We start from the raw sequence: 13,182 nt of genomic DNA on the forward strand, positions 1-13,182 counted from the left end.
ATGCTTATTTCTCCACCAGCGCCATTTTACGGTTGTAGAGATTCATCAATAGCGACACCAGCAGGCTCATCATGAGATAAACAGCCATGGTCATGCCGATGATTTCTATGGCCTGTCCGGTTTGATTCAGCGTTGTCCCCATAAACACACTGACCATATCCGGATAACCAATAGCCGTTGCCAGGGATGAGTTCTTGATCAGGTTCATGTAGTGGGTAGACAGTGGCGGAATAATCACCCGCATGGCCTGGGGAATAATCACCAGCCGCAACGTTCGCCCCCGCGAAAGCCCCAGCGCATGGGCCGCTTCAGTTTGCCCCTTGTTGACCGCTTCAATACCGGAACGGACATTTTCAGCAATATACGACGCGGTATAGAAAACAAGCCCCAGCAGCAATGCCATCAATTCCGGCAAGACAGTGATTCCGCCCCGAAAGTTAAACCCTTTCAGTTGTGGAGACTCCCACACCACAATGTTTTGTCCGAATAGCATGACAAGCACAGGTAAACCCAACAGCAGGGCAATGGACACAAGTGCAACAGGCAACGTCTGTCCTGTCTGACGCTGACGGCACCGACTCCAGAATACCAGCAGAATACTGGCAGCTATTGCCAGGAACAGCGCGGCAGCCAACCAAGCGGCTCCCGACTGAAACAGTGGTTCAGGGACATACAAACCCCGAACATTGAGAAACATACTTTCCCCTAATGACAGGCTTTGTCGTGGTGATGGCAGGATTCGCAATACCGCAAAATACCAGAACATGATTTGCAGCAGGACGGGAATATTGCGAAAAATCTCGATATAGGCACCACAGAGGCGGGAAACCAACCAGTTGCCCGACAATCGCCCAACACCGACAAGAAAACCAACGACTGTCGAAAGGATAATGCCCAAAATAGAAACCAGAATGGTATTGAGCAGACCCACAATAAACGTACGACCAAAGCTATGGGATTCATCAAAATCAATCAGGGTTTGCGTAATGCCAAAACCTGCGGATTGATCCAGAAAATCAAACCCGGTTGTAATCCCACGTTTTTCAAGGTTGGTGACCGTATTATCAACAATCACAATCACCATGAAAACGACAACTGCCGCCACGATCACCTGAAACAACAGGGCGCGTTTATCGGGATCATTCCAGAAACGGGTTTTCATGTTGTTATGGGAAGCTTTTACACCCATTCCTGCTCCCTCTTGAAATAGCTGCTAGGCAATATTGGTTCTATCCGAAAGCGACGAGCGACACAGGTCAAAAGAACAATCCGCTGTCGCATTATTATTGTTATTCATTACCACTGACTCAGCATAACCTGACGACAGCAATGACGTTGCTGCCAGCAGAGGTGTCACGCTGCAGCAGCGGCAAGGACTGCCGCGGTAGCTCCGCAGGGTCAGGAAGACCCTTCGGAGCGGCGAAAGCGTGACACCTCCGCTGGCGGCTTCCCGGTAGCCTGACTAAACGAAAACCACCGGATACCTCGACTTACCGGAAAGGCGGTGCATAAAGAATCCCACCCTGGTTCCAGAGCGAGTTGATTCCCCGGGCCACCTTCAGGGGTGATTTATCCCCCACATTCCGTTCAAAAATTTCGCCGTAATTACCCACCTGCTTCACGATCTGATAGGCCCAGTCATCAGACAGTCCCAGTCCTTTGCCGCCGGGGCCATCGGAGCCCATAAACCGGGCAACTGCCGGGTTGGTGGATTTCTGCATTTTGTCGACATTCATGGAATTGATATCGAGTTCCTCGGCATTGACCAGTGCGAAGAGGGTCCATTTCACGATATTGAGCCACTGATCATCGCCCTGCCGTACGACCGGCCCCAGTGGCTCTTTGGAAATCACTTCTGGCAGAACAACAGCACTGGCAGGCTTTGCCAGACGCAAACGCTGACCATAGAGACCTGACTGGTCAGCGGTCAGCACATCACAACGCCCCGATTCAAACCCTTTTACGGTCTGGTCAGCGGTATCATAATTGACGGCCTCATATTCCATCCCGTGCTGACGGAAATAATCCGCCAGGTTCAATTCGGTGGTACTGCCAGAAAGGACACAAACGGCCGCACCATCCAGTTCACGAACGCTCCTTACTCCCAGGCTTTTACTAACCATAAAGCCCTGTCCGTCATAATAGGCAACACCCGCAAAATTCAGACCAAGAGTATTATCGCGGGTCTGAGTCCAGGTGGTGTTACGGGACAGTACATCAATCTCGCCGGATTGCAGGGCAGTGAATCGCTCCTTTGAGGTCAGCGGGGTATAACGAACCTTGCTCTTGTCACCAAGTACCGCTGCAGCTATTGACTGACAAACCTCGACATCCAGACCTGACCAGTTGCCTTTCTCATCCGGCGCAGAAAAACCAGGCAACCCGGTATTCACGCCACACTGCAGATAGCCACGCTCTTTTACAGATTCCAGTGTTGAGGCGCCCATCGCCATGGTGGATATTGAGCCCAGAGCAAGGGCAGCACCGGCCAACCATGAACGGCGTCGGCTTTTGACAGGGGTGCGATCAATGTTTGCTTTCATGTCCCATTCCTGTGTTTTTCTTGTTGTGTTCTTTTTCAGCATGTCCGTAATGCAAGTTACAGGCCAGACAACTTTCTTAATCATGGTGACCTTGTCGCTACCTTACCGGAACGGCGGCGCGTATAAAATCCCCCCGTCTCGCCATAGCGCATTGAGACTCCGATCCATTAACAAGGGTGAAAGAATCCCCAGATTTCGCTCGAATATTTCTCCATAATTGCCGACTTGACCAATGACCTGCCCGGTCCAGTCCTTCGGTAGCCCCATGCTGTCAGCCGGTATCGACATTTCAAGGAAACGTTCCACAGCCGGACCACGCGGACGCTGTGCAATTGTTTTCTTCGCCAACCCCAGCTCCTCACCATTGATTAACGCAGCCAGTGTCCAGCGCACAATATTGAACCACTGGGCATCGCCCTGCCGGACAACCGGCCCCAACGGTTCCTTGGAAATCATATCGGGTAAGACAACCGCCTCTGTGGGTTTTTTCAGGCGTAAACGAAGGGCATAGAGTTGCGACTGATCGGATGTGACGACATCACACCGCCCATCCCTGAACGCACTGGCAACCGCATCATAGTTTTTCATGACAACCGGACGGTAGGTTTGCCCCTGTTGCTGAAACCAGTCAGCCAAGTTCAGTTCCGTGGTTGTTCCTGCGATCACGCAAATTGAGGCATCATCCAGTTCGGTCGCACGTCGGATTCGTTGCTTTTTCCAGACCAGGAATCCCTGACCATCGTGGTAACTGATACCCGCAAAGTCCAAACCCAGCGCAGTATCACGGGAAAGTGTCCAAGTGGTATTTCGGGAAAGCAGGTCAATAGCGCCAGACTGCAAGGCGGTGAAACGCTCCTGCGCATCCAGTGGAATAAAACGTACGGCATCGGCATCCCTTAAAGCAGCCGCTGCGACAGCACGACAGAAATCCACATCAAATCCCTGCCACTGTCCCTGATCATCCTGCGAGGCAAACCCCGGCAAACCCGGATGAACACCACAGCGCAGGAAACCCCGTTCCTTGACTGTCGCCAGCGTGCCAGACCATACGGTGAGCGGTGTCAGGATCAAAAATACCAGGGCTGCAATACGATACCAAAACGGAATCATGGCATGTTGTCTTTTTTATTTTTGGTTTTTTGCACAGCTGCCAACCTTAGCGTTTTTTCGCATTATGAAGCAATCCACGTTGCCTCCCTCTGTCCTGATTTCCCACGGGAACTGCCGGGATATAATCCCGAAAAGCTGTGATACACTCCATGCCGCCGCACATTGAACAATAACGGTATGACACCCTATGGCAGAAACCTTCCGTTCCCCGATCCTGATTACCGGCGGAGCCCGTCGACTGGGCCTGTACAACGCACGGACACTGAAACGGGGCGGCCATCCCGTCATCATCACGTACCGGACAGAGAACGATGAACTGGAGGCATTGCAACAGGAAGGCATACACACTATAAAGGCGGATTTTTCCAGCAACGAGAATATCCTGGCTTTTATTGGCAGGATCCAACAGGAAACTGACAGCCTGCGCGCCATCATCCACAATGCGTCCGACTTCACACCTGACGTTGATTCACCGCTGGATACCGATACCCTGGCCTCACTGTTCCAGGTTCATATGATGGCGCCATGGCTGATCAACCGGGGTTTGCGACCTTTGCTTGAGAACTGCGACAGTGGAACAGCCGACATTATCCACATGACAGACCACAACACCCGCCATGGAAGTGCGACACACGCCGCCTATTCAGCCACCAAGGCGGGTCTGGAGAATATGACAGCATCCATGGCTCGACTGTTTGCCCCGACCATCAAGGTCAATGCCATCGCCCCCTACCTGATCATCATGAACGAGCAGGACCGGGAAGCCGAAAAGGCCGGGCGTCTGCAGACACCTCCCATGGGTCTCGCGCCCGGGGAACAGGTCATCTACCAGACTGTTCGTTTTCTGCTGGATAATCCCTACATCACCGGCGCAACCATTCCTGTTGACGGCGGCATGAATCTCACCCATCTCCCGCTTCCGACAACCTACAACCTCATGGATTCAGAATGATTGATAACCTGACCGAACACTACCGCAACATCCTACACTCACTGGGCGAAGACCTGGAGCGCGATGGTCTGCGTAACACCCCACAACGTGCGGCCAAAGCCATGGCGTTCCTGACCCGGGGTTATCACCAGGATCTTCATGAAATCGTCAATGGTGCGATCTTTGAATCCCGCAATGATGAAATGGTGGTCGTAAAGGATATTGAGCTGTACTCCCTGTGCGAGCATCACCTGTTGCCGTTTATCGGCAAGTGCCATGTCGCCTACCTGCCGAACGGCAAGGTGCTGGGCCTGTCAAAGTTTGCTCGCATTGTGGACATGTTTGCCCGCCGCCTGCAGATCCAGGAAAACATGTCCCAACAGATTGCTGAAGCGGTGATGGAAGTGACCAGTGCACGTGGCGTGGCGGTTGTCATTGAAGCCAAGCACATGTGCATGATGATGCGTGGTGTTGAAAAACAGAATTCGTCCATGACGTCTTCCGTGATGCTGGGCGATTTCCGAACCAACCTCCCCACCCGGGAAGAGTTCCTCCGCCATATCAGCTCATAAGGTAACGGATAACACACTACTCTAGCCAGTGCCGGAATTAACGGCACTGGACAACCACGTTAAATAAGAATTTAGCTTATTATTTTTATATGACATTCCATCTTCCTGACACTTAACTTCAATAAGAACAATCTAAAACATTAACTTTCAATAGCCACCAACAAATAAAAAAAGACCCAAAAACAATAACAATTAATATTTAGTCAGCAAACCTTACCACATTGTTATATTAACAATTTAAGATGAACTCTTCATTCACCAACAAAACATTCAAACCAGAAAACCAACCAATAGACTCTCCCTCACCGCAAAAACAAACCATTGAACTTTTACCAAAAAACATAGCCTAAAGTGGTGCAGGAAATAGTTCAAACCGTTATTAGAGGATTATTCATTATGAAAGTACAAGGAAAACAGGATTCAACCGTTATTCCTGGCAATTCACAGCAGCACCACAAAATCACAAGAGAAGCTTTTTTACGACTTATATCTCTATCGAAGCAACCTGTTGATTCTGCCACCTGCTCTAGAAAACAATATGATTGCGATGACAGGCAACAGCAGTCAAAATATGAAAGAGCAGTACATACAGTAACAGAAGGTGTATCAAATCTCGTATTAGCATCCGATCAACCATCACCAGAAATTGATAGAGTCGACTTAGAGAGTCAGCAATGCTATGGCATGTTAAGAGATGAACTAATATTAAAGAGCTTATTCATGAGATTATTCTATGCATCCCATCCTAGCCAACTCGACAATGAAGATATACCAAGCAATGTATTTTTCGAATGGGTTGGAAATGCTAAAATTTCCGAAAAGAATTTGAGAAATATCCAGCACTTTAAAGCGTTATCAAAATTCAACGGCATCAACGTTAAAGTTTTGGTTGATAACCCCATGACTATCGCAGTAACTGAAGCTAAAATGGATACTATGACCGGCATGATCGAAACCATAACCGTCGATCAATTATATAAGGATTTTCATAGCGCCTTGATAGAAACGGGCTGTACCAACGCAAACGAAATATTCAAAGAGTTTGTTAATAGAACCGAGCTACACCGTATTGGGCTATGTAATCAGGCACTTCGAAGTGATTATTTCCGCCTTGCTTTAATGTATACCTATGGTGGTATGCATAGCGATATCGCTGCACCAATGGAAGACTTTGATCCGAAGCGCGGATCTGTAGAGTGGCCATTAATACCATTAAAAGGAAAGAACGGACTTCTTATGAGAATCCATGAAGTAGATATGCCTTTGCCAACTGGTGCTGTTCAAAAAATCACTTGCCCATCAAACAATCTGATGGCCTCTTCAAGGCAAAGTCCAATGATTCTATCTATGCTTACTTACATGCTTAAACAAGAAAGCATTTTGGAAAAGGGGAATATGTCTGAAACAAGTGTAAAAACAATTTCTAATCAACCATACAAAATTAATGATCATGATATGATGCGCTTATATCAATGCAGAAAAACTCATGCGATACGTTTTTTTACAAACTTCACATTAAGCCTAACCCGTAATGCGCTAAAGCATCAACTTGCCCTCGAACTGCAAACAAATATTGAGAACATCCCCAACCTTCTCATTGAGCTGTCCATAAATATTGCCAAACCTCAAATTGAACAAAAATGCACTGAAGAGATTAGTAGAGAAGATAGATTAAAAAGATGCTCTGTCAGATTTTTCGCCGTTTCAAAAACCTTGGGAGGAGGCGGAGATGCTATTAAAGAATTTTTGGGGCCAAACAAACTATACAAAGATGGATTAACTTTCGTCACTGAATCGGGTTTTCCTTTCCCGAAGTATGCTCCTACGATTGCCAACATGCAAGAACGGCGAAATATGACCAATATTACTATTGGCGGAGATGGAAGTTGGTTTGGAACTATACCAAACCCAAAATATGTTGATGACCTTCAAATAAAATATTAATTAACATTTGCACTTCTAACTCCGGTGGACTTACAACAGCCAATAGTCTTACCGGAGTTAAAAACTGCTATTTATTCACTAAAAACTTATATCATATTTTCAAAGCAACCTAATTATTTCACAATCTAACATCAATATTATAATTTACGATAGTGTTGAATGAGATAATCAATTCCTAACCCCTGCAGTATTATTCTGAAGTGCCTGGGTTGCACTCTGAATGTAAGCTTCTAGCTGTTTCTGCATTTTTTCCTCCACAGTCTCATCCTGTATCGCCACGGCCTGTGGATGGCTACCCAAATGATAACGGTATAACCGATTGCCAAATCCCGGTATTAATACAAGTGCCAGATCACCTTCGACAATCGCTGCCATCTGACTGCCACCCGACGGCTTGATCACACCGATCCCCGGCGCTGACGGAGGCAGACTTAACAAATCTCGCCCCCAGCACTGGTGCTGATGTTGCTCGCCAAAGCGCCCCAAGATTGTCGGCACAACATCCACCTGGGTACCGACCGTTGTCCGTTCACTACCAAACTGCGCCTGAATCCCCGGCGCGATCATCAGCATGGGCACATAGAATCGCAATAAATCGATGTCGGTCAGCTGCAACGGGGATGAAAACCCATGATCGCCAACAATCACGAAAAGGGTCTCATTAAACCAGGGGTAGGTGCGTGCCGAACGGAAGAAGCGCCCCAACGCCCAGTCCGAATAACGCATCGCAGTCAAATGTTCATTCTGCTCCCCCTGACCGGTCACCGGTGATACCGGCAGGGGCTCCGGCAATGCATAAGGCGTATGATTCGACAGCGTCTGCACAAGGGCATAGAACGGCCTGTCCTCAGGCATGTTTGCCAACTCTTCAAGGGCGCGATCAAACACATCCTGGTCTGAAACTCCCCAAGTCTTATCAATAAACACAGGGTCGATAAAATCATCTCGACCAATAAACGTCGTCATGCCCTGGTTACGGAAGAAGCCGAACTGGTTATCCCAGGCAAAGTCACCGTTATACACATAAACATCACGATATCCTCTCGCCGCAAGAAGCCTGGGCAACCCTGAAAACTGGTGAGCCCCTTCCGGTTGCTGCATCAGGTATTCATAACCCGGAAGATTGGGGAAACAGGCCATGGTGGCGAACATGCCCTGATGGGTATGCGTGCCGTTCGAAAAAAAGCGTGTAAATAACACGCCCTCTTCCGTCAACGTATCAAAATTGGGCGTAATATCCTCTGGTCCACCCAGCGCCCCGACAAAGCGCCCGGCAAAACTCTCCATGAGAATAATCACCACGTTACGGATTCCAGGCATCATACCGGCAGTCGGTGGCTGAGTGATTCGTCGAATGACAGCCGCTTCAGTATCAATGAGTTGATCACCACGCGTCAGCAGCATATCCCGCGTCAACGTTATCGCCTCAGAGTCCGGCATAAGCCCCACCCAGGCATGCTCACCAGAATGGCTGAAATGCTGAAGGGTCGCCTGGCTCAGCGTAAAGACCCCGTTCAACGCCAGCTGGTTGGCAAACAGTGATTCTCCCTGGAAAGCATCGCCCCATCGCAACGGCGGCCCACTGCGAAACGTTCCCCTTGCCAGAGCCAGGTCAATCAAAAAGACACAGGCAAAGGCCATCAGTCGTGTCGCCAGTACATGCGTTCTTTGCTGCGTCGGTTTCTCACTATAAAACCGGGTTCGCCTGTCAATCCATCGAAACAGGGAAAACAATAACAGCGTGAGTACCAGCCAACCCAGCAGATAACGCAATACAGGAAATCCATGCCATAACATGCTCATGACAGTGGCAGGATCTTCCTTAAGGTACTGAAATACCAGATTGTTCAGGCGTTGATGAAACTCCCGATAAAAATCCAGCTCCAGCAGCCCCAGGAAAACACTGAGGCTTGACCACAGTGTGAGCCACACACTGTAAAATCGTCTCGCATTCAGTGTCACGGGCAATAATGTGCCCAACACCAGTGGCAGACAGATGATCGCTATCACTCGCAGATCAAAACGCACCCCCGTGATAAAGGCGTGCTGCCAGTCCGAAAGTCCCATACCTGTGGCAAGATCCATGTTATAAAGCAGCAACAGCAGCCGTAACAGCCCAAACAGCACCATCAGAATCAACAGACTGAACAATAGAAACAGCACATGCGCAGACAGGGATAAAGGTCGTTGATACGACGAGTGCCAACGTGTCATGGGAAAGGCTTCCAGATCAGGAATCAGGGTTGGCAGAGGCAGTCCTATTCTTCTCTGATCAGCTCCAGAATCCGGTTTCTGCCCTGCTCTGCCACCAACATGCGTCGCTCACCGGCTTCAATAATAGTCTGTGCACTGCGTAGATGACTGGCGATAACGGATATTTCGCCACCAGCAAACAACAGCACCCGGGCATGGGCTGTGGCATCTTCGGTAATCCAGAGTCCTTCAGGGGTACACAGCAGATAGTTCGGCTTCTTAAGTCCTTCAATCACCGGTTCCGGTGGATTGATTTCATTAAACCGATAGACCTTACCCTGCTTTTTTTCAGAAAAGTACAGCGTTCCATCCGGACACAGGGTAATCCCCTCCATGCCTTCACCGTCGGCATAGAGGACATCGAGTCGTTTCGTAGTATGGTCGTAGCGCAGCAAGCGCCCCCCCTTGCGGTCTTCAACGGTATAAAGGTAGCGATTCTCCCAGGCTGCCAGGGCTTCTACGGCGTTACCTGTAAACAGTTCTTCAACCTTACCCTGGCGATACCACAGGACAGGCGCAATACCACTTTCCTGTCCTACGGCGATGCCATCACCAAAAGCCACCAGACCATCGGGCTTACCCAGGTTCCCGAGTAACAACTGACGTTCACCATTTTTCTGGATATGCAGCAGTGTGCCACGGGGAGGATAAAATTCCTGCGTGGCATACAAGCCGTCATCAGGATGCAGCGCCAGAGCCGAGACCCGGGGGACATTGTCAACCCAGGTACGGGCAATCCATCCCTGTAAGGTTATGACGGGGAAGTAACGCACATAGAAACTCACCAGTAACGCTGTCAGCAGAATCACCAGCACAAACAGCCATAGCGACAACGAAAACCTGCTTGCCCACCACTTCATCGTCATACTATCCGGAATAGAGGGGTTTCAACGGATATCGCACGTCTCCACGCTATAACGACACAGGTCAAACAAGTGTTGATAGCACCTGTTTGACCTGTGTCGTTTTATGAAGGGAAGTAAAGATCTAAACGGTAACTACTGCCAATCTAAAATGACCTTACCGGACTGACCGCTGGCCATTACCTCAAACGCCTTGGCGTAATCATCCACAGGAAAGTGATGCGTTATGACCGGTTCGATCGCCAGTCCAGACTGCAACATAGTCGCCATCTTGTACCAGGTTTCGAACATTTCCCGGCCATAGATCCCCTTGATCACCAGTCCCTTGAAAATCACCTGATTCCAATCGATCGTGGTATCGGCAGATGGGATACCCAGCAACGCCACCTTGCCGCCATGGTTCATTTTTTCGAGCATTTGCTCAAACGCCGCACCATTACCCGACATCTCCAATCCGACATCAAACCCTTCCACCATGCCCAGTTCGTTCATGACATCATCCAGCGATTCTTTCATGACGTTGACGGCACGGGTCACACCAATCTTTTCTGCAAGACCGAGCCGGTAGTCATTCACATCCGTGATCACCACATGCCGCGCGCCGACATGGCGGGCAATGGCTGCACCCATAATGCCAATGGGGCCGGCACCGGTCACCAGGACATCCTCACCCACCATGTCAAACGACAGCGCGGTATGCACGGCATTGCCATAGGGATCAAAAATCGACGCCAGGTCATCGCTGATATCATCAGGAATCGGGAAGGCATTCACGGCAGGAATGCACAGGTATTCAGCAAATGCGCCCTGGCGGTTGACACCCACCCCAATGGTATTGCGACACAGGTGGCGCCTGCCTGCCCGGCAGTTCCGGCAGTACCCGCAGACCAGGTGTCCCTCACCCGAGACCCGATCACCTTTGCTGAAACCTCGAACGCCCTCGCCCATCTCAACAATTTCACCGACAAACTCATGGCCGGTGGTCATGCCCAGCGGCACGGTTTTCTGTGACCATTCATCCCAGTTGTAGATATGGATATCGGTACCGCAAATCGCGGTCTTACGGATCCTGATCAATACATCGTTATAACCGACTTCCGGGACGGGTTTGTCATCCATCCAAATGCCTTTTTCCGGCTTCAGCTTTGCCAGCGTTCTCATGACGGCCACCTGCTACGACTGTATTGATTATTGAATAAGGCCCAGTTCTCGCCCGACTTTAGCAAAGGCCGTGATGGCTTTGTCCATGTGCTCCCGGTCATGGGCAGCCGACATCTGGGTACGAATTCGCGCCTTGCCTTCCGGCACCACTGGGAAGGAGAAACCAATGACATAGATGCCTTCTTCCAGCATCCGGTCTGCAAACTGTTTCGCCAGTGCTGCATCGCCGATCATAACCGGGATAATCGGGTGATCCTTGCCTGCCAACGTGAAGCCCAGCTTTTCCATTTCAGTGCGGAAGTAGTGGCTGTTGTCATTCACCTTCTGCCGTAATTCCCCTCCCGCTTCCAGCATGTCGAGCACACGAATGGAGGCCGCTGCAATCACCGGACAAAGGGTATTGGAGAAAAGATAAGGACGGGATCGGTTACGCAACCATTCGACGACGGGCTTGCGGGCGCAGACATAACCGCCGGAGGCTCCGCCCAGCGCCTTGCCCAGGGTACCGGTCAAAATATCCACCCGCCCCATGACATCATTGTATTCGTGTGTACCACGGCCATGTTCACCAATAAAGCCGGTCGCATGGCAGTCATCCACCATTACCATGGCGCCATACTGATCCGCCAGCTCACAAATCCCCTTGAGATTGGCAATAATGCCATCCATGGAAAAGACACCATCTGTGGCAATCAACTTGTGCCGCGCACCATTGGCATCAGCCTCCTTCAGACGGGCTTTCAGTTCTGCCATGTCATTGTTGGCATAACGGTATCGCTGTGCCTTGCTGAGACGGATGCCATCAATAATGCTGGCATGGTTCAGGGCATCGCTGATAATGGCATCTTCCGGTCCCAGCAGCGTTTCAAAGAGGCCGCCATTGGCATCAAAACAGGAGGAGTAAAGAATCGTATCCTCCATCCCGAGGAAATCCGATATACGCTGTTCAAGTGTTTTATGAATCGAGTGGGTGCCACAGATAAAACGTACGGAGGCCATGCCATAGCCATACTTTTCCAGAGCCGCTTTGCCTTCCTCTATCAGCTCAGGCGCATTCGCCAAACCAAGATAGTTGTTGGCACAGAAATTAATCACCTCCGCGCCACCAGTGACCTGAATGTCAGCCTGCTGCTGGGAAGTGATTATCCGTTCATCCTTATAAAGTCCTTTTTGTTTTAACTCATTCAACTGCTCTGATAATTGTTCATAAAAAGCATTACTCATATAACCTACCTTCCTTAAACTGAAAAACGAAAACATTAATTAAACATTAGTTACTATTTGTCTAGACAGAGGTAAACGATAGTTTCAACATGCTTAGTCAACATGGAAGTCTGACACTGAAAATATAGACAAAAGTATTAAAAACAGTTTTTTTAAAACTATTCCTCTAACAAAACCTCTAAAGAGAGGTAACAAATAATTGGACATTCACTGTAGATAAACATTCTATAGAGGAGTTAATGGATTATGAAAGTACAAGAGACCAGCCCTGGCTACGATACGGCGGATTACCATCTCCCAGAGTATCCAACCAAAGGGGTCATGGGATTGCATGCCTGTAACCTTACAGAAGAGACTACTACCACAATGCCTGCTCCTGATGCCGAATTCCCAAAAATCGATCCATAAGGTATTGATACACTCAAGGTAGAAAGTATCAATAAAAGAAAAACCCCTGAAATCCTTTTTGCATTAGGTGTTATCTTGGCTCTTGCAGGTTGCGGTGTTTGTCAACATAGTTGTCGCCCCAACTCAAGCCGCTTTCTTAAGTTGATCAGCTGAAGATCTGTCGGGATTAAGCC

Annotated in this window: 11 protein-coding genes; 4 read left to right on the plus strand and 7 right to left on the minus strand. The window is 49.3% G+C overall.

The genetic code is table 11. The annotated features are described in order from the left end of the window. Positions 1-4: 4 nt before the first annotated feature. The 3 genes from ABD892_RS20035 to ABD892_RS20045 form a co-directional block, all read right to left on the minus strand. Complete coding sequence (locus tag ABD892_RS20035; RefSeq protein WP_345197853.1) at positions 5-1,189, minus strand: amino acid ABC transporter permease; 1,185 nt, start codon at positions 1,187-1,189, stop codon at positions 5-7. A 301-nt stretch (positions 1,190-1,490) separates the two neighbouring features. Then, positions 1,491-2,543, minus strand: coding sequence for an amino acid ABC transporter substrate-binding protein (locus tag ABD892_RS20040; RefSeq protein ID WP_345197854.1), 1,053 nt, complete (start codon positions 2,541-2,543; stop codon positions 1,491-1,493). Between the two features lie 102 nt (positions 2,544-2,645). Then, the gene (locus ABD892_RS20045; RefSeq protein ID WP_345197855.1) at positions 2,646-3,653 is read right to left on the minus strand and encodes an amino acid ABC transporter substrate-binding protein; all 1,008 of its coding nucleotides are present in this window, start codon (positions 3,651-3,653) and stop codon (positions 2,646-2,648) included. 187 nt (positions 3,654-3,840) lie between these two features. Here ABD892_RS20045 and folM point away from each other — a divergent pair, with 187 nt between their 5' ends. The 3 genes from folM (at position 3,841) to ABD892_RS20060 (ending at position 7,100) form a co-directional block, all read left to right on the plus strand. After that, positions 3,841-4,605 carry a dihydromonapterin reductase gene (folM, locus tag ABD892_RS20050; RefSeq protein WP_345197856.1) on the plus strand — a complete coding sequence of 255 codons (765 nt, stop codon included), beginning with the start codon at positions 3,841-3,843 and terminating at the stop codon, positions 4,603-4,605. Further along, positions 4,602-5,156 carry a GTP cyclohydrolase I FolE gene (gene folE / locus ABD892_RS20055; RefSeq protein ID WP_345197857.1) on the plus strand — a complete coding sequence of 185 codons (555 nt, stop codon included), beginning with the start codon at positions 4,602-4,604 and terminating at the stop codon, positions 5,154-5,156. Before folM ends, folE begins: the two co-directional genes overlap by 4 nt. A gap of 396 nt (positions 5,157-5,552) precedes the next feature. Then, a complete protein-coding gene (locus ABD892_RS20060; RefSeq protein WP_345197858.1) occupies positions 5,553-7,100 on the plus strand; it encodes a glycosyltransferase family 32 protein in 1,548 nt (515 codons plus the stop codon). Between the two features lie 168 nt (positions 7,101-7,268). Here ABD892_RS20060 and ABD892_RS20065 read toward each other — a convergent pair whose 3' ends face one another. The 4 genes from ABD892_RS20065 to ABD892_RS20080 form a co-directional block, all read right to left on the minus strand. After that, on the minus strand, positions 7,269-9,314 hold the full coding sequence (locus ABD892_RS20065; RefSeq protein ID WP_345197859.1) for an LTA synthase family protein: 2,046 nt from the start codon (positions 9,312-9,314) through the stop codon (positions 7,269-7,271). A 44-nt stretch (positions 9,315-9,358) separates the two neighbouring features. Further along, complete coding sequence (locus tag ABD892_RS20070) at positions 9,359-10,213, minus strand: SMP-30/gluconolactonase/LRE family protein (protein ID WP_345197860.1); 855 nt, start codon at positions 10,211-10,213, stop codon at positions 9,359-9,361. 138 nt (positions 10,214-10,351) lie between these two features. Continuing rightward, positions 10,352-11,377, minus strand: a complete 1,026-nt coding sequence (gene tdh / locus ABD892_RS20075) for an L-threonine 3-dehydrogenase (protein ID WP_345197861.1) — start codon at positions 11,375-11,377, stop codon at positions 10,352-10,354. A 27-nt stretch (positions 11,378-11,404) separates the two neighbouring features. After that, positions 11,405-12,601 carry a glycine C-acetyltransferase gene (locus tag ABD892_RS20080; protein WP_345197862.1) on the minus strand — a complete coding sequence of 399 codons (1,197 nt, stop codon included), beginning with the start codon at positions 12,599-12,601 and terminating at the stop codon, positions 11,405-11,407. A gap of 246 nt (positions 12,602-12,847) precedes the next feature. Here ABD892_RS20080 and ABD892_RS20085 point away from each other — a divergent pair, with 246 nt between their 5' ends. Next, positions 12,848-13,009, plus strand: a complete 162-nt coding sequence (locus ABD892_RS20085; RefSeq protein ID WP_345197863.1) for a hypothetical protein — start codon at positions 12,848-12,850, stop codon at positions 13,007-13,009. Positions 13,010-13,182: the final 173 nt, after the last annotated feature.

It is taken from the genome of Kistimonas scapharcae, from assembly GCF_039540975.1.
Lineage (GTDB): Bacteria > Pseudomonadota > Gammaproteobacteria > Pseudomonadales > Endozoicomonadaceae > Kistimonas > Kistimonas scapharcae.